The following is a 19754-nucleotide window of genomic DNA, read 5'->3' on the forward strand; positions in this document are numbered from 1 at the left end:
TCCGGTGCATACGACAGGCGGCTCCGCCGCGTGGTCGGGGCGCTCATGCCGGTCACGGTCGCGGTCACAGTCAGGAGATCCCGAATTCCTTGCCGATGAATTCGAAGAGGTCGTCGTCCGTCGCCGATTCGATCTCGTCGGTGACGTCGGCTCCGTCCTCCGGTCCTCGGTCGTCGCTCCACCTGGTCAGCAGGGCCTGGAGTCGTGCGGTGATCCTGGTACGGCCCTCGTCGTCCGGTTCGGCCCCCACGAGGGACGCCTCCAGCCGGTCGAGCTCGGCGAGCAGCGGGGCCACCGCGTTCGCGCCGTCCGGGACGAGTTCGCCGCGCAGGAACTGGACCAGTGCGTTGACGGTCGGGTAGTCGAAGATGAGCGTGGCCGGCAGGCGCACGCCGGTGGCCGCGCCCAGGCGGTTGCGCAGTTCCACCGCGGTGAGCGAGTCGAAGCCGACCTCGCTGAACGAGCGTGCCGGGTCGACCGTTTCGGGCCCGGGGTAGCCGAGCACGAGCGCCACCTGGGTGCAGACCAGCTCCACCAGTGCCTCGTCCCGCTCGGGCACGGTGAGCCCGGCCAGCCGCCGCAGCAGCGCCTCGGCTCCGGCCGCCGCCGCGTCGGCGGACTCGACGGCGCGGCGCACCGGCACCCGGACCAGGCCGCGGAAGAGCGGCGGCAGCATGCCGCCGCCCGCCAGGGCGCGCAGCGCGGCGAGGTCCAGTGGCATCGGGACCAGTACCGCCTCGTCCGTCCGGACTGCGGCGTCGAACAGTTCCAGGCCCTGTTCGGCGGTGAGCGGGACGATGCCGCCGCGCCGGATCCGGGCGGTCTCCGCCTCGTCCAGCGCGCCGCCCATGCCGCCCTCGGCCCACAGGCCCCAGGCGAGGGAGGTGGCGGTCAGGCCGTTCTCCCGGCGGTGCTGGGCCAGCGCGTCCAGGAAGGAGTTGGCGGCCGCGTAGTTGCCCTGGCCGGCGCCACCGAACACACCGGCGGCGGAGGAGAACAGGACGAACGCGGACAGGTCCAGGTCCCGCGTCAGTTCGTGCAGGTTCCAGGCCGCGTCGACCTTGGGCCGGAACACCCGGGCGAGACGGTCCGGTGTCAGGGAGCCGATCACCCCGTCGTCCAGCACACCTGCGGTGTGCACGACTGCGGTCAGCGGGCGGTCGGCCGGGATCGCGTCCAGCACGGCGGCCAGGGCCTCCCGGTCGGCGACGTCGCAGGCCGCCCAGGTGACGGTCGCGCCCGCCGCGGCGAGTTCGGAGCCGAGCCCGGCGGCGCCGGGGGCGTCCTGGCCGCGGCGGCTGACCAGCAGCAGGTGGCGGGCGCCGTGTTCGGCGACCAGGTGCCGGGCCAGCAGACCGCCCAGCATGCCGCTCGCGCCGGTGACCAGCACCGTGCCCGCGAGGTCGGGGGCCGTGGCCTGCTCCGCGGCCGCCGTGCGGGCCAGTCGCGGTGCCAGGACCGCGCCGTCGCGGACGGCCACCTGCGGCTCGCCGGCCGCAAGTGCGGCGGCGACCGTCGTGCGCGGGTCGCCCCGGCCGTCGGTGTCCACCAGGAGGATGCGGTCCGGGTTCTCCTGCTGGGCGGTCCGTGCCAGACCGAGCGCCGCGGCGACGGCGGGGTGCGGCATCGCGTCGCCGTCGGCGGCGATCACCGAGCGGGAGGTCAGCACGACGAGCGCGGCGTCGCCGAACCGCTCGTCGGCCGACCAGGCCCGCATCACGTCCAGCAGCCCCGCGCAGACCTCGTGCGTCTCGGCGGCCATTTCGCCGCCGCCGACCGGGCCGGGCGTCACGAAAACGAACTCCGGTGCCGGTTCGCCCGATTCCGTCGCGGCCGCCAGCGCGGCCAGGTCCGCGTGGGCGGTGAGCCCGAGCACGTCGGTGCCCACGGCCGCCCACCGGTCGGTCGCGGCGGCGTCGGCCCGCGCCGGGACGGGTGTCCATTCCACCCGGAACAGCGCGTCCTTGAGGCCGCCTCCGGCCCCGGCACCGAGTTGTTCCGGAGCCACCGTGCGCAGCGCGAGACCGGCCACCGAGGCCACCGGTGCACCTGTCGCGTCGGCGAGTTCCAGGGCCACCGTGCCGTTGTCCGCCGTGGTCAGCCGGACCCGCAGCGCGAAGGCGCCGACGGCGTGCAGCGAGACCCCGGTCCAGGAGAACGGCAGCCGCCCCTGGCCGCCGGACTCGGCGGCGGCCAGGCCCAGGGCGTGGAGTGCCGCGTCCAGCAGGGCGGGGTGGAGTCCGAAGGTCTTCGCGTCGGCTTCCGCCCCGTCGGGCAGCCGCACCTCGGCGAACACCTCGTCGCCGCGCCGCCAGGCGGCCGTGAGCCCCTGGAAGACCGGTCCGTAGCCGAAGCCGGAGTCGGCGAGACCCTCGTACAGGCCGTCGGTACCGATGGGTTCCGCGTCCGTCGGCGGCCACTGGCTCAGGTCGAACGCCGGTACCGCGGCGTCGCCCACCATCAGCGCACCGGTGGCGTGCCGCAGCCACGGTTCGTCGGCCGGGGCGTTCTCCGCGCGGGAGTGCAGCGTCAGTGCCCGGCGGCCCGCCTCGTCGGCGGCCAGCGACAGCCGCAGCTGCACACCGCCCTGCTCGGGCAGGACCAGCGGGGCTTCCAGGGTCAGTTCGTCAAGTCGGTCGCAGCCGACGTGCTCGCCCGCACGGAGCGCCAGCTCCACGAAGGCGGTGCCCGGCAGCAGGACCGTGCCCATCACCGCGTGGTCGGCCAGCCAGGGGTGGGTGGCCAGCGACAGCCTGCCGGTGAAGGCGACGCCGTCGGAGTCGGGAAGGTCCAGGGCCGCGCCGAGCAGCGGGTGGTCGGCGGCGTGCAGGCCGATCGAGGCGGCGTCGCCGCCGTCCGGGCCGTTCGACAGCCAGAACGGCCGGCGCTGGAAGGCGTAGGTCGGCAGCTCCGCCCGCCGGGCGCCGGTTCCGGCGAACACCGCGTCCCAGTCCGGGGCCGCGCCCCGGACGTGGGCGCCGCCGAGCGCGGCCACGAAGGTTTCGGGCTCGGGGCGGCCGGCGCGCAGCGCGGCGACGAAGGACAGCCCGTCACCGGTGACGCAGTCCTGCGCCATCGCGGTGAGCACCCCGTCCGGGCCCAGCTCCACGAAGGTGGTGACGCCCTGCGCCTCCAGGGTCCGGGCCGCGTCCAGGAAGCGGACGGCCTCACGGACGTGCCGCACCCAGAAGTCGGCGGTGGCGATCTCCTCGGCCGGGACCACGGCGCCGGTCAGGCCGGAGACGACCGGAATCCGGGGCGCCGCGTAGCTCAGGCCCTCGGCGACCTGGCGGAAGGCGTCCAGCATGCCGTCCATGTGCGGGGAGTGGAAGGCGTGGCTGACGGTGAGGCGCTTGGTCTTGCGGCCCTGTGCCTCGAAGGCTTCGGCGATCTCCAGTGCCGCGTCCTCGTCGCCCGCGATCACCACGGACGACGGTCCGTTGAGCGCGGCGATGCCGACCCGCTTGCCGGTGAGCGGCGTCACCTCGTCCTCGGATGCCTGCACGGCGATCATGGCGCCGCCCGCGGGGAGTTCCTGCATGAGCCTGCCGCGTGCCGCGACCAGCTTCGCCGCGTCCGCCAGGGACAGCACACCCGCCGCGTGGGCGGCGGCGAGCTCGCCGATGGAGTGCCCGGAGAGGAAGTCGGCCTTCAGCCCCCAGGACTCGGTGAGGCGGTACAGCGCGACCTCGACGGCGAACAGGGCGGGCTGGGTGAAGCCGGTCCGGTTCAGCTCCTCGGCGTCCTCGCCGAACAGCACGTCCTTCAGCGGCCGTTCCAGGAGCGGGTCCAGGTGGGCGCACACCGCGTCCAGCGCGCGGGCGAAGACGGGGAACGCCTCGTACAGCTCACGGCCCATGCCGAGCCGCTGGCTGCCCTGGCCGGTGAACAGGAACGCCGTCCTGCCGTCGGTTGCCTGCCCCTGGACCACGGTGGCGGCGGGGCGGCCCTCGGCGAGTGCTTCCAGGCCGGCCAGGAAGTCGTCCCGTTCGCGGGCCACGAGCACCGCGCGGTGCTCGAAGGAGGAGCGTGCGGTGGCCAGCGCGTGACCGATGTCGGCGACGGCGGCCGGCCGTTCGGCGGTCCGCAGGTGGGCCAGCAGCCGTGCGCCCTGGGCGCGCAGCGCCTCGGGGTCCTTGGCGGAGAGCACCCACGGCAGTGCGCCGGGTTCCCGGGTGCCGGGCTCGGTGTCCGCGGTGTCGTCCACCGGTGCCTGCTCGATGATGGCGTGCGCGTTGGTACCGCTCATGCCGAAGGAGGACACGCCCGCCCTGCGGGCCCGCCCGGTGGCGGGCCACGGCCGGGCCTCGGCGAGCAGTTCGACGGCGCCCGCCTCCCAGTCGACGTGCGGCGAGGGCGCGTCGACGTGCAGGGACTGCGGCAGCAGACCGTGCCGCATCGCCAGCACCATCTTGATGACGCCCGCGACACCGGCGGCGGCCTGGGTGTGGCCGAAGTTGGACTTGATGGAGCCGAGGAACAGTGGGCGGTCCTCGGGGCGGTCCTGACCGTAGGCGGCCAGCAGGGCCTGTGCCTCGATCGGGTCGCCCAGCGTCGTCCCGGTGCCGTGCGCCTCGACCGCGTCCACCTCGGACGCCGACAGACCGGCGTTGGCGAGGGCCTGCCGGATGACGCGCTGCTGCGACGGGCCGTTCGGCGCCGTCAGGCCATTGCTCGCACCGTCCTGGTTGACGGCGGTACCCCGCACGACGGCCAGCACCTCGTGGCCGTTTCGCCGGGCGTCGGACAGCCGCTCCACGAGCAGCATGCCGACGCCCTCGCCCCAGGCCGTGCCGTCGGCGGCGGCGGCGAAGGGCTTGCAGCGGCCGTTCGCGGCAAGACCGCGCTGGCGGCTGAACTCGGTGAACACGGTGGGCGTGGTGATGATGGTGACGCCACCGGCCAGCGCGAGGCTGCATTCGCCGTTGCGCAGCGCCTGCGCCGCCAGGTGCAGCGCCACCAGCGACGAGGAGCAGGCGGTGTCGACGGTGACGGCCGGGCCCTCGAAGCCGAAGGTGTACGACACCCGGCCCGAGGCGATGGAGCTGGAGCCGCCGGTGCCGAGGTAGCCCTCGACGCCTTCGGGGAAGGTACGGAGCCGCGAGACGTAGTCGTTGTGCATCTGGCCGACGAAGACGCCGACCTGCTGACCGCGCAGCCCCACCGGGTCGATTCCGGCCCGCTCGAACGCCTCCCAGGAGGTTTCCAGCAGCAGCCGCTGCTGCGGGTCCATGGCCAGCGCCTCGCGGGGGTTGATCCCGAAGAACGCCGGGTCGAAGTGGTGGGCGTCGTAGACGAAGCCGCCCTCGCGGGCGTAGGAGGTGCCGGGCCGGTCCGGGTCGGGGTCGTAGAGCCCCTCGATGTCCCAGCCGCGCTCCGTGGGCAGGTGCGACATGCCATCGCGGCCCTCGGCGAGCAGCTCCCACAGGTCCTCGGGGGTATGGACGTCGCCGGGGAAGCGGCAGCTCATCGCGACGATCGCGATCGGGTCGTCGTCCTCGGCGGTTCCGCCGCCCGCACCGGTCCGCTCGGGCAGGGCGGCGGCAGCCGCGGAGCCGAGCAGTTCGTCACGGAGGTAGCCCGCCAGGGCGGTCGGCGACGGGTAGTCGAAGACCAGGGTGGCCGGGAGGCGCAGTCCGGCGGCGGCACCGAGCCGGTTGCGGAACTCGACGGCGGTCAGCGAGTCGAAGCCGAGGTCCTTGAACGCCCGGCTCGCCTCGACCGCGTCGGGCGAGTCGTGGCCGAGGACGACGGCGACCTGGGTGCGCACCAGTTCCAGCAGGGCCGCGTCGCGTTCCGCCTCGGGCAGCCGGACCAGCCGCTCCACCAGCGAGGCGGCGTCGGAACCGGTGCCCGTCTCGGCGGTGCGCCGCGTGGTGCCGCCGCGCACGAGACCGCGCAGCAGCGCGGGCACCATGCCGATGGGGGCACCGGCCAGCGGGGCCAGGTCGAGTTGCATGGGCACCAGGAGTGCCTCGCCCACCTGGTGGGCGGCGTCGAACAGGGCGAGGCCCTCGTCCGAGGACAGCCCGAGCACGCCGGACCGGCTCATCCGGGACTTGTCGGTCACGTCGAGTTCGCCGGTCATGCCGCTGGCCTCGGCCCACAGCCCCCAGGCCAGCGAGGTGGCGGCCAGGCCCCGGGTGTGCCGGTGCCGGGCCAGGGCGTCCAGGAAGGAGTTGGCGGCGGCGTAGTTGGCCTGGCCCGCGCCGCCGAAGGTTCCGGCGGCGGAGGAGAACAGCACGAAGTCGGCGAGGTCGTGGTCCCTGGTCAGCTCGTGCAGGTTGACGGCGGCGTCCACCTTCGGGCGGAGCACCTTTTCCAGCCGTTCCGGGGTCAGCGAGCCGACCACGCCGTCGTCCAGCACACCGGCGGTGTGCACGACGGCGGTCAGCGGGTGCTGGGCCGGGACGGCGGCCAGGACGGCGGCGAGCGCCTCCCGGTCGGCGGCGTCGCAGGCGGCGATGGTCACCTCGGCGCCCAGTTCGCGCAGTTCCGCGGCGAGTTCGGCGGCGCCCGCGGCCCGTTCGCCGCGGCGGCTGGTGAGCAGCAGGTGTCGGGCGCCGCGCTCGGTGACCGCGTGCCGGGCGACCAGGCCGCCGAGGGTGCCGGTGCCGCCGGTGATCAGGACGGTGCCGTCCGGGTTCCAGGCGGCGGGCACGGTCAGCACGACCTTGCCGATGTGCCGGGCCTGGCTGAGGTAGCGGAAGGCGTCCGGGGCCTGTCGCACGTCCCACGAGGTGATCGGCGGTGGGGTCAGGGCGCCGCGGTCGAACAGCTCCAGCAGTTCGCGGAGCATGTCCTGGATGCGGTCGAGTCCGGCCTCGGTCAGGTCGAACGCCTGGTAGGAGACGCCCGGGTAGGTGGCGGCGACGTCTTCCGGCAGCCGCACGTCGGTCTTGCCCATCTCGACGAACCGGCCGCCGCGCGGCAGCAGCCGCAGCGAGGCGTCGACGAACTCGCGCGCCAGCGAGTCGAGGACGACGTCGACGCCGCGGCCCTCGCTGGCCTCGCGGAACTTCTCCTCGAAGGCCAGGTCGCGGGAGGAGGCGATGCGGTCCTCGGCGAGGCCCAGCGAGCGCAGGGTGTCCCACTTGCCGGGACTGGCGGTGGCGTAGACGTCCACGCCCCAGTGCCGGGCGAGTTGCACGGCGGCCATGCCGACGCCGCCCGCTGCGGCGTGGACCAGGAGCGATTCGCCGCCCCTCAGGTCGGCGAGGTCGCGCAGCGCGTAGTACGCCGTCATGAAGACGATGGGGACGGACGCCGCCTCGGCGAACGTCCAGCTGCCCGGCATCGGGGCGATCATCCTGCGGTCGACGACCACCAGGGGTCCGAAGCCGCCGGGCAGCATGCCCATGACGCGGTCGCCGGGGGCCAGGTCGGTGACGCCGGGTCCGGTCTCCAGGACCACACCGGCGCCCTCGCTGCCCATCAGCCCGGCGTCGCCGGGGTACATGCCCAGGGCGTTGAGGACGTCGCGGAAGTTCACACCGGCGGCGCGGACCGCGACCCGCACCTGTCCGGCCTCCAGCGGGGCGGTGGCCTCCGGGGTCGGCAGCAGGGTCAGGTTCTCCAGCGTGCCCTTGTCCAGGATGTCCAGCCGCCAGGCCGGTTCGCCGGCCGGCGGGACCATGGCACCGGCGGAGGGGACGCGCGCCAGCCGCGGGGCGTGCGCGGTGCCGCGGCGCAGCGCGAACTGCGGTTCGCCGGAGGCGAGCGCGGCGGCGAGTTCCTCGTCGGAGGTGTCGTCGTCGAGGTCGGCCAGGACCAGCCGGTCCGGGTTCTCCGACTGCGCCGAGCGGACCAGGCCCCACACCGGGGCGTGTGCCAGGTCGTGCACCCCGGCGTCGCTCTGGGTGGCGACCGCGCCCCGGGTGACCAGGACCAGCCGGGACTCGGCGAAGCGCTCGTCCTCCAGCCACTCCTGCACCAGCGCGAGCGCGTCCCGCACGGCGGTGTGGACGGCCCCGGTCACCTCGTCGTCGGCGACGCGCCGCGGGGTGCAGTGCGCCAGGACGAAGGCGGGTGCCTCGGCGCCGTTCCCGACGGCCTCGGCGAGGGCGTCCAGGTCGGCGTGGACGGATGCTCCCGCCACCGGCACCGAGGGAGCGCCGTCGGTGCGCAGCACCGCCCACGACACGGAGTCCGCGGAGGCGGCGGGCACCGGCACGGTGGCCCAGTCGAGCCGGAACAGCGATTCATGGTGTGCGGCGGTGCGTCCGCCGAGCGAGCCCGCCGCGACCGGGCGCAGCGCCAGGTGTTCCACGGCGGCCACCGGTGCCCCGGTGGCGTCGGCGAGTTCCAGGGACACCCCGTCGGCGCCTGCCGGGCTGAGGTGGACCCGCAGGGTGCCTGCGCCGACCGCGTAGAGCGACACACCGCTCCAGGAGAACGGCAGCCTGCCCTGTTCGTCGCCTCCCTGACGGGCGAAGGTGGAGTGCAGCGCGGCGTCCAGCAGCGCCGGGTGGAGTCCGAAGGCGGCGGCCTCGGACCGCCGGTCCTCGGGGAGTTCGACCTCGGCGAAGACCTCGTCGTCGCGCAGCCAGGCGGCCTTGAGCCCCTGGAAGACGGGTCCGTAGGCGAAACCGCCCTGGGCCAGGTGCTCGTAGAGTCCCTCGACCGCGGCGGCCTCGGCACCGGGCGGCGGCCACGCGGCGAGGTCGAACGACGGCTGCGGGGCACCGGTGGTCAGTATCCCACTGGCGTGCCGGGTCCACGGCTCCTCGGCGGCTGCGTCCTGGGCCCGCGAGTACAGCTCGACCGTGCGGTGACCGGCGTCGAGGGTGGCGCCGACCAGGATCTGGAGCTGGAGCGCGCCGTGTTCGGGGAGGATCAGCGGCGCCTCGATGGTCAGTTCGTCCAGCCGGTCGCAGCCGACCTGGTCGCCGGCCCGTACGGCCAGCTCCACGAAGGCGGTGCCGGGCAGCAGCACGGTGCCCATGACGGCGTGGTCGGCGAGCCACGGGTGGGTCTCCAGCGAGAGCCGTCCGGTGAACAGGAATCCGTCGGAGTCGGCGAGCGGGACGGCCGCGCCGAGCAGCGGGTGGTCGGCGCGGCCCAGGCCCGCCGACTCCACGTCGCCCACGGCGCCCGCGGGCGAGCGCAGCCAGAAACGGCGGCGCTGGAAGGCGTACGTGGGGAGCTCCACCCGTGCGGCACCGGTACCGGCGAAGAACGCGTCCCAGTCCACCGTCAGACCACGGGCGTGTGCGCGTGCGACGGCGGCGGTCAGGGACTCCGCCTCGGGACGGCCCGCGCGCAGCGTCGCGGCGAACGACGTGTCGTCCCCGGTGGCGCAGTCCTGTGCCATGGCGGTGAGCACACCGTCGGGCCCGAGTTCGACGAAGGTGGTGACGCCCTGGGCTTCGAGTGCGCGGATGCCGTCGAGGAAGCGGACCGCCTCGCGGACGTGCCGCACCCAGAAGTCCGCGGTGGTGATCTCCTCGGCGGAGACCAGGTCCCCGGTGAGGTTGGAGACGATCGGGATGCGCGGCGCCTCGTACGCGATGCTCTCCGCGACCTCGCGGAACGCGTCGAGCATGCCGTCCATGCGCGGCGAGTGGAAGGCGTGGGAGACGGTGAGGCGCTTGGTCTTGCGACCCCGCGCCTCGAAACCGGCGGCGATCGCTTCGGCGGCGTCCTCGTCACCCGCGACCACGACGGACTGCGGACCGTTCAGCGCGGCGATGCTCACACCCTCGACCAGCAGCGGCAGCACCTCGTCCTCCGACGCCTGCACCGCCACCATCGCACCACCGGCAGGCAGCTCCTGCATCAACCGGCCACGCGCAGCAACCAGCTTCGCCGCATCCGCCAGGGACATCACGCCGGAGACATGCGCGGCAGCCAGCTCACCGATGGAGTGCCCGGACAGGAAGTCCGGACGCAGACCCCATGCCTCGACGAGACGGAACAACGCCACCTCGACCGCGAACAACGCAGGCTGAGTGAAACCCGTCCGGTCCAGCGCCTCGGCGTCGTCACCGAACAGCACGGTCTTCAGAGGCTGTTCGAGATGCCGATCCAACTCGTCGCAGACCGCGTCCAGCGCCTGAGCGAACACGGGGAACGTCTCGTACAGTTCACGGCCCATGCCGAGGCGCTGGCTGCCCTGGCCGGTGAACAGGAACGCCGTCCTGCCATCGGCCACCACGTCCTCGACCAGGTGCGACGCGGACTCGCCGCGCGCCAGGGACTCCAGGCCCGCGACCAGCGCGGCCCGGTCCCGGCCCACGACCACCGCACGGTGATCGAGGGCGGTCCGGGTGGTGGCCAGCGAGTGACCGAGATCCAGGGACCGCTGCCCGGGGAACCGCGCGATGTGGGCGAGCAGCCGCTCGGCCTGGGCGCGCAGCGCCTCCGTGCTCCTGGCGGACAGCACCCACGGCAGCACGCCGGACTCGCGCGACGGCGCGCCCGCGGCGGATTCCGCGACGGCCTCCGGCTCCGGGGCCTGCTCGATGATCGTGTGCGCATTGGTACCCGACACACCGAACGAGGAGATGCCCGCGCGGCGGGGGTGACCGGTCTCCGGCCACGCCACCGACTCGGTGAGCAGCGAGACCGCGCCCGCCTCCCAGTCCACGTGCGGCGACGGCTCGTCGACATGCAGCGTCTGCGGCAGCACACCGTGGCGCATCGCCATGACCATCTTGATGATGCCCGCGACACCGGCAGCGGCCTGGGTGTGGCCCAGGTTCGACTTGATGGAGCCCAGCAGCAGGGGCTGGTCCGCGGACTTCTCGCGACCGTAGGTGGCGAGCAGCGCCTGCGCCTCGATCGGGTCGCCCAGCGTGGTTCCCGTGCCGTGCGCCTCGACGACGTCGACCTCGGTGGCCGGGACGCCCGCGTTGGCCAGCGCCTGCCGGATGACGCGCTGCTGGGAGGGGCCGTTCGGGGCGGTGAGGCCGTTGCTGGCACCGTCCTGGTTCACCGCCGTGCCGCGCACGACGGCGAGGACGGGGTGGCCGTTCTTCCGGGCGTCGGAGAGGCGTTCCACGAGGAGCATGCCCGCTCCCTCGGACCAGCCGGTGCCGTCCGCCGACGCGGCGAAGGACTTGCACCGGCCGCTGGTGGACAGGCCGCCCTGGCGGCTGAAGTCGATGAAGGTGTCCGGGGTGGCCATGACGGTCACACCACCGGCCAATGCCATGGTGCACTCGCCGTTGCGCAGTGCCTGGGCGGCGAGGTGCAGGGCGACCAGCGACGAGGAGCAGGCGGTGTCGATGGTGACCGCCGGGCCCTCCAGGCCGAAGGTGTAGGCGATGCGGCCGGAGGCGACGCTGCCCGCGGTACCGGTGCCCAGGTAGCCCTCCAGACCCTCGGGCAGGGCGGTCAGCCGGGACAGGTAGTCGTGGTACATGACGCCCGCGAACACACCGGTCCTGCTGCCGCGCACCGAGGCCGGGTCGATGCCCGCCCGCTCGAAGACCTCCCAGGAGGTCTCCAGCAGCAGCCGCTGGTGCGGGTCCATGGCCAGCGCCTCACGGGGGTTGATCCCGAAGAAGTCCGGGTCGAAGTCGCCCGCGTCGTAGAGGAATCCACCCTCGATGGTGGCGCTGGTGCCGACGGCTCCCTGGTCGTCGCTCTGGAGTCCGTCCAGCTGCCAGCCGCGGTCGGTCGGGAAGCCGGAGATGGCGTCGTTGGCGCCGAGGACGAACTGCCACAGTTCCTCGGGGCTGGCGATTCCGCCCGGGTAGCGGCAGCTCATGCCGACGATGGCGATCGGCTCGTCGTCGGCGAGAGCCGTGACGGTCGCCGGGGCGGCGCTGTCGGCGTCGTCGCCGAGGATCTCGACGCGCAGGAAGCCGGCCAGGGCGGTGGGCGTCGGGTAGTCGAAGACGAGGGTGGCCGGGAGGCGGACGGAGGTCACGGCGCCGATGCGGTTGCGCAGTTCGACGGCGGTGAGCGAGTCGAAGCCCAGTTCCTTGAAGGCCCGGCCCGCGTCGACGGCCTCCGGCCCGGCGTAGCCGAGCACGGCGGCGACCTGGGTGCGGACGAGTTCCAGCAGGAATTCGTCGCGCTCGGGCACGGACAGGCCGAGCAGGCGCTCGGCGAGCCCGCCGACGGGGGTGGCGCCGCCCGTCTCGACGACCCGGCGGCCGGGCAGGCGCACCAGGCCGCGCAGGATCGCGGGCACCTGGCTCGCGTCGGTGGCCCGGCGCAGCGGTGCGAGGTCCAGGTGCATGGGCACGAGGGCGGGGTCGCCCACGGCCAGGGCGGTGTCCAGCAGGGTCAGGCCGTCCTCGGAGGACAGGGCCGCGACGCCGGCGCGGGTGATGCGCCGGATGTCGGTGTCGTCGAGGTCCCCGGTCATGCCGCTTCGCTCGGCCCACAGGCCCCAGGCGAGGGCGGTGGCGGGCAGTCCCCGGGCGCGGCGGCGCTGGGCGAGGGCGTCCAGGAAGGCGTTGGCGGCGGCGTAGTTGGCCTGACCGGGTCCGCCGAGGGTGCCCGCGGCGGCGGAGAACAGCACGAACGCGGCGAGGTCCAGCTCGCGGGTCAGCTCGTGCAGGTGGAGCGCGCCGTCGGTCTTCGGCGGCAGCACCCGGTCGATGCGCTCGGGGGTGAGCGAGTCGAACACGCCGTCGTCCAGCACACCGGCGGTGTGCACGACGGCGGTGAGCGGGTGCTCGGCCGGGACGGCGGCCAGGACCGCGGCCAGCGCGTCCCGGTCGGCCACGTCGCAGGCGGCGAGGGTCACTTCGGCGCCCAGCTCGCGCAGTTCGGCGACGAGTGTGTCGGCGCCCCGGGCGGCGGTGCCGCGGCGGCTGAGCAGCAGCAGGTTCCGCACCCCGTGCTCGGCGACCAGGTGCCGGGCGACCAGACCGCCCAGGGTGCCGGTGGCGCCGGTGACCAGGGCGGTGCCCCGGGGGTCGAGGGCGGGGACGGTGTGTGCGGTGTCGGCGGCGACGCGGGCCAGTCGCGGTGCGACCACGGACCCGGCGCGGACGGCGAGCTGCGGTTCGTCGGAGGCGAGGGCGGTGGGCAGTGCCCGGTAGGACTCGTCGCGGCCGTCCACGTCGAGCAGGACGAAACGGTCGGGGTTCTCCGTCTGGGCGGAGCGCAGCAGGCCCCACAGCGGTGCGTGCGCGAGGTCGTCGACGTCCGCGGTGGCGGTGGTGGCGACGGCGTTGCGGGTGGCGACGACGAGCCGGGAGCCGGTGAACCGGTCGTCGGCGAGCCAGTCCTGGGCCAGTGCGAGGGTGCGGTGCAGCGCGGCCCGCAGGTCGGCGGCCGGTTCGGGGGCGCCCTCGGTGTCCGTGCCGGGACCGAAGAACGGCACGACGACTGCCTGCGGGAGGGGGGTGCCGGCGGTGACGGCCTCGGCGAGCGCGGCAAGGTCGGGGTAGGCGGCGGCGGTGGGCAGTGCGGCGGCCAGCTCGGGCAGGGGCGTGTCGCCCAGCAGCGCCCACTGTCCGGCGGCGACGGTGGTGGCGGCCGGGACCGGCGCCGGGGTCCATTCGACGCGGAAGAGGGAGTCGTGGAAGGTGGAGCGGGCGGCGTGCACCTGCTCCGGGGAGACGGGGCGCAGCAGCAGCGCGTCGACGGAGGCGACCGGCGCCCCGCTCTCGTCGGCCACCAGGACGGAGACGGTGTCCTGACCGGCGGGCGACAGGCGCACGCGCAGCGCGGTGGCGCCGATGGCGTGCAGTGCCACCCCGCTCCAGGAGAACGGCAGCCTTCCGTGTTCGGTGGGTTCCAGCAGGGAGCCGATGCCGACGCCGTGCAGGGCCGCGTCGAGCAGCGCCGGGTGCAGGCCGAACAGGCCGGCCTCCTCGTGGGCGCTGTCCGGGAGGCGGACCTCGGCGTAGACGTCGTCGCCGTGCTGCCAGGCGGCCCTGAGTCCCTGGAAGACCGGGCCGTAGGCGAAGCCGGTATCGGCGAGCCAGTCGTAGAGGCCGTCGATGGGAACCTCGGTGGCGTCGGCCGGGGGCCAGGCGGTGAGGTCGGTGGCGGGGGCGGTGGCACCGGTGGCGAGCACACCGGTGGCGTGCCGGGTCCATTCCCCCTCGCCCCAGCCGGTGCCGTCGGCGGACTCCTCCGGGCGGGAGTGCAGGGTCAGTGAGCGGCGGCCGGAGCCGTCCGGGGCGCCGACGGTCACCTGAAGCTGCACGCCGCCCTGCGGGGGCAGTACCAGCGGCGCCTCCAGGGTGAGTTCCTCAAGGACGTCGCAGCCGGCGTGGTCACCGGCCCGGACGGCGAGTTCCACGAAGGCGGTGCCGGGCAGCAGCACCGTGTCCATCACGGCGTGGTCGGCGAGCCAGGGGTGGGTGGCGAGCGAGAGCCGCCCGGTGAACAGGAATCCGGCGGCGTCGGCGAGGGAGACCGCGGCGCCGAGCAGCGGATGGTCGGCGGAGCCGAGTCCGGCGGCGGTGACGTCACCGGTCCAGTGGCCGGCGGGCTCCGGCCAGTACAGCTCGCGCTGGAAGGCGTAGGTGGGGAGCTCCACGCGGCGGCCGCCGGAACCGGCGAAGACAGCGGTCCAGTCGATGTCGACGCCGTGCGTGTGGGCCTGTGCCAGTGCGGTGACAAGGGCCCTGGCCTCGGGGCGGTCGGCACGCAGCAGCGGCACGAAGGCCGCGGTCCCGGCCGTGACGCAGTCCTGTGCCATGGCGGTGAGGACGCCGCCGGGGCCGAGTTCCACATAGGTGGAGACGCCGTACTCCTGGAGCCTGGCGATGCCGTCGTGGAAGCGGACCGCCTCACGGACGTGCCGCACCCAGTGGTCTGGGGTGCAGATCTCGGTGGCGGAGACGGAGGAACCGGTGAGGTTGGAGACGATCGGGATGACCGGCGCCCGGTAGTCGACGCTCTGCGCGACCTCGCGGAAGGCGTCCAGCATGCCGTCCATGCGCGGCGAGTGGAACGCGTGCGAGACGGTCAGACGCTTGGTCTTGCGCCCCTGCTCCTCGAAGGCGGCGGCGATCGCCGCGGTCGCGTCCTCGTCGCCCGCGACGACGACGGACTGCGGGCCGTTGAGCGCGGCGATGCTCACGCCCTCGGTCAGCAGCGGCAGCACCTCCTCCTCGGATGCCTGCACCGCGATCATCGCCCCACCGGCAGGCAGCTCCTGCATGAGGCGGCCACGGGCCGCCACCAGCTTCGCCGCGTCCGCCAGGGACAACACACCCGCCACATGCGCGGCGGCGAGTTCGCCGATGGAGTGGCCGACGACGAAGTCGGGCCGGACGCCCCAGCCCTCCAGCAGCCGGAACAGCGCGACCTCGATGGCGAAGAGGGCGGGCTGGGTGTAGCCGGTCCGGTCCAGCAGGGTGGAGTCGGCGTCGAACATGACGTCGCGCAGCGGTCGTTCGAGGTACGGGTCGAGCTCGGCGCAGACCGCGTCGAGCGCCTCGGCGAAGGCCGGAACTGCCGCGTACAGCTCGCGGCCCATGCCGGCCCGCTGGCTGCCCTGGCCGGAGAACAGGAACGCCGTCTTGCCGTCGGTGACCTGGCCGCGGACCAGGTCGGCGGAGGTGCCCTCGGTGGCCAGTGCGGTCAGCAGGCCCAGCAGTTCGTCCCGGCCCGCGTCGTCGCCGGCGAGGAGGACGGCGCGGTGGTCGAGGGAGGCGCGGGTGGTGGCCAGCGAGTGGCCGAGGTCGGTCGGGTTCGGCGCGGGAGCGGTTTCGATGTGGGCGGCGAGCCGCTCGGCCTGGGCCCGGAGCGCCTGCGCGGTCTGCCCGGAGACCAGCAGCGGTATCAGTCCGCCGAGCCCGGACCAGCGGGCCGGGGAGGAGTCCTCCGCGACGGTCCGGTCCTCGGCCGGGGCCTGCTCGATGACGGTGTGGGCGTTGGTGCCGGACACACCGAAGGACGAGATGCCGGCGCGGCGCGGCTGGCCGGTCTCCGGCCAGTCGACGGCGTCGGTCAGCAGCTCGACGGCGCCCGCCGTCCAGTCGACGTCCCGCGAGGGTGCGTCGACGTGGAGCGTCTTGGGGATCACTCCGTGTTCGATGGCCTTGACCATCTTGATGATCCCGGCGACACCGGCCGCGGCCTGGGTGTGGCCGAAGTTCGACTTCACCGAGCCCAGCCACAGCGGCCGTCCCTCAGGCCGGTTCTGGCCGTAGGTGGCGAGCAGGGCCTGTGCCTCGATCGGGTCGCCGAGGCTGGTGCCGGTGCCGTGTGCCTCGACGGCGTCCACCTGGGCGGGGGTGAGCCGGGCGTCGGTGAGGGCCTGGCGGATGACGCGCTGCTGGGACGGGCCGTTGGGGGCGGTCAGCCCGTTGCTGGCACCGTCCTGGTTGATGGCCGAGCCGCGGACGATCGCGAGGACCGGGTGGCCGTTCTTCCGCGCGTCGGAGAGCCGCTCCACGAGGAGCATGCCGACGCCCTCGCCCCAGCCGGTGCCGTCGGCGCCGTCGGCGAACGCCTTGCAGCGGCCGTCGGGGGCCAGGCCCCGCTGGCGGCTGAAGTTGATGAATGCCCGCGGACTGTTCATCACGGTGACGCCGCCGGTGAGCGCCATGGAGCACTCGTCGTTGCGCAGCGCCTGAACGGCGAGGTGCAGGGCGACCAGCGACGAGGAGCACGCCGTGTCGACGGTGAGCGCCGGGCCCTCCAGGCCGAAGGTGTAGGAGATGCGGCCCGAGATGACGCTCGCCGCGTTGCCGGTCAGCAGGTACTGCTCGACACCCTGCGGCAGCCGGTGCATCAGCTCCGGGTAGTCCTGGCCGTTGGTTCCGATGAACACCCCGGCCTTGCTGCCGCGCAGCGTGGCCGGGTCGATCCCGGCCCGCTCGAACGTCTCCCAGGCGGTTTCCAACAGCAGCCGCTGCTGGGGGTCCATGCCCAGGGTCTCGCGCGGCGAGATCCCGAAGAACGCGGCGTCGAACTCGCCCGCACCGTCGAGGAATCCGCCCTTGTCGGTGTAGCTGGTGCCCTGCTGGTCGGGGTCGGCGTCGAAGAGCGACTCGACGTCCCAGCCGCGGTCCGTGGGGAAGTCCGCGATGGCGTCACCGCCCGAGGCCACGAGCTGCCACAGATCTTCCGGGGACCTGACGCCTCCGGGGAAGCGGCAGCTCATGCCCACGATCGCGATCGGCTCAGGCTCCTGCGACTCGACCTCGCGCAGACGCTGCCGCGTCTGGTGCAGATCAGCAGTTACCCGCTTGAGGTAGTCGAGGATCTTGTCCTGATCCGCCATTGGAATCTCACCCATGCTTCTCGTCACAAACCTTGCGCCCGCGGACCCCGTACCGCTCCCGGCGGCGTTCGCCCCGTCGCGCCGCCCGGCACGCGCGCTCGCCACGCCGGCCGAAAGCCCTGGCAGCTGTGCTGCGGGGACTTCCGGCCGCCGTGCGCTCGCACGCGCCGGACGACGTCTTCTCCGGGCGAACCCTGCCGGTCACCACACTGGATCCCTAGATTCCGAGTTCTTTCTCGATGAAGTCGAAGACCTCATCGGGCGTTGCTTCTTGCAGCTTCTTCACTGTGTCGCCGGTGGTCTCCGCCGCGCGTGTGCTCGGCGCCTCCCACCGTGCCGTCAGGGCCTGGAGCCGGGCGGCGATGTCCGCCCGGATCTCGCCGTCCTCGGCGGCCGGGTCGAGCACCGAGAGCGCGGATTCCAGCTTCTCCAGTTCCGCGATGCCCGGTGCTGCCGCCGTCGCGCCGCCGTCCTGCGTGATCTCGGCCCGCAGGAACTCGGCGAGGACGGCCGGGGTCGGATAGTCGAAGACCAGCGTGGCCGGCAGTTTCTGCCCGGTGGCCGCGCCGAGCCTGTTGCGCAGTTCGAGGGCGATGAGCGAGTCGAAGCCCAGCTCCTTGAACGCCCGGCCCGCGCCGACCTCTTCGGTCGAGGAGTGTCCCAGCGCGGCGGCCGCGTGGGTGCGCACCAACTCCAGGACGGTGAGGGACTGTTCGGCCAGGGACATTCCCGCCAGCTTCTGCCGCAGCGCGGACGCCGGGTCCGCTGCCGCGTCCTGGCCGCCACCGGCCGGGCCGCCGTCCATCAGCCGCCTGACCTCGGGCAGGTCGGCGATGAGCGGGCTGGGCCGCACCGCGGTGTAGCCGTGGGTGAAGCGTTCCCACTGGATGTCGGCGACGGCCACGACCGTGTCGGTGTGGTCCAGGGCCTGCTGGAGCGCCCTGATCGCCGAGTCCGGTGCCATGGCGGGCACACCGCCCCGGTCCAGCCGCTCGCCGATGGCGCCGCCGGCCGCGAGGCCCGTGTCGCCCCAGCGACCCCAGGCCACCGAGGTGGCGGGCAGTCCGTCGGCCCGGCGCTGCTCGGCCAGGGCATCCAAGTAGGCGTTGGCCGCTGCGTAGTTGCCCTGTCCGGCGTCGCCGAGCGTGCCCGCGATGCCGGAGAACAGCACGAACGCGGAGAGGTCCAGGTCCTGGGTGAGCTCGTGCAGGTGGCGGGCGGCGTCGGCCTTGGGGCCGAGCACCGTCGCGAACCGCTGCGGTGTCAGGGCGTCCAGCACACCGTCGTCGAGGACACCGGCGGTGTGCACGACGGCGGTGAGCGGCCTGTCGGCCGGGACGGCGGCGAGGAGCGCCTCGACGGCCTTGCGGTCGGCCACGTCACAGGCGGCGACGGTGACCTCCGCGCCGAGCGCGGTCAGTTCCTCGCGCAGCTCGGCCGCGCCCGGCGCGTCCGGACCACGACGACTGGTCAGCACCAGGTGCTCGGCACCGTTGCGAGCCAGCCAACGCGCCACCTGCGCACCCAACGCACCCGTACCCCCGGTCACCAGCGTCGTCCCGGACGGACGCCACTCCCGCACCGGCACGGCGTCGGCCAGCGGGGCACGACTCAGCCTGCGGGCGAAGACGCCCGCGGCGCGGATCGCGAGCTGGTCCTCGTCCTCGGCTCCCGCGAGGACCGTGACCAGCCGGGCCAGTGCCCGGTCATCGGCGGCCTGCGGCAGATCGATGAGACCGCCCCAGCGCTCCGGGTACTCCAGTGCGGCAGTGCGGCCCAGGCCCCAGGCGAGCGCCTGTGCCGGGTTGTCCGTCCGGTCGGAGCGGCTGACGGAGACGGCACCCCGGGTGGCGCACCACAGCGGCGCGTCGATTCCGGCGTCGCCCAGCGCCTGGATCAGTGCGGCGGAACCGGTGAGTCCGGCATTGACGTTGTCGGTGCCGGGGGCCATCTGCTCGTCGAAGGCCAGCAGCGACAGGACACCGGCGACCGGCGTGGCGTCGTCCGACTCCTCGCGGAGCCTGCGGGTCACCGTTTCCCTGTCGAGTTCCACGGCGCTCAGCGTGAGCTGTCGTACGTCGGCACCGCGTTCCACCAGCGTGCGCACCGTGCCGAGCGCCCAGTCGTCGACGAGCGCGGACTCCGGTACGACCAGCAGCCAGGTGCCGGACAGCCGCACGGACCGGCTCTCGGCCAGCGGCTTCCAGGTCACGCGGTAGCGCCAGCCGTCCAGTGCGGACAGTTCGCGGCTCCGGCGGTGCCAGGAGGAGAGCGCGGGCAACAGGGAGCTCAGTGAGGACAGTTCCTCGTCGCTGCCGAACTCCAGTGTCCCGGCGAGCGACTCCAGGTCCTCGGCTTCGACGGCTTCCCAGAAGCGGGCGTCGACGGCATCGGCCGGCAGTGTCTCGGTACCGGTGTCGGGCTCGGCCGCCTGCGGCCACAGGTGCTGGTGCTGGAAGGCGTAGGTGGGCAGGTCGGTCCTGCGGGCACCCGTGCCCTCGAACACCGCCCCCCAGTCCACCTCGACACCCCGGGCCCATGCCTCGCCCAGCGACAACCAGAACCGCTCCGGACCACCCTCACCACGCCGCAACGACCCCACCAC

Annotated in this window: 2 protein-coding genes; both read right to left on the reverse strand. The window is 74.0% G+C overall.

Annotation, left to right across the window (positions count from 1 at the left end):
* Positions 1-70: 70 nt before the first annotated feature.
* Positions 71-17164, reverse strand: coding sequence for an SDR family NAD(P)-dependent oxidoreductase (locus tag ACFC79_RS36810; protein ID WP_376249440.1), 17094 nt, complete (start codon positions 17162-17164; stop codon positions 71-73).
* Positions 17165-17366: 202 nt separating this feature from the next.
* Positions 17367-19754: SDR family NAD(P)-dependent oxidoreductase (locus ACFC79_RS36815; protein ID WP_376249442.1), on the reverse strand; the 2388-nt coding region annotated here is incomplete at its 5' end.

Origin of the sequence: Streptomyces sp. NPDC056061 (assembly GCF_042266885.1) — a bacterium.
Lineage (GTDB): Bacteria > Actinomycetota > Actinomycetes > Streptomycetales > Streptomycetaceae > Streptomyces.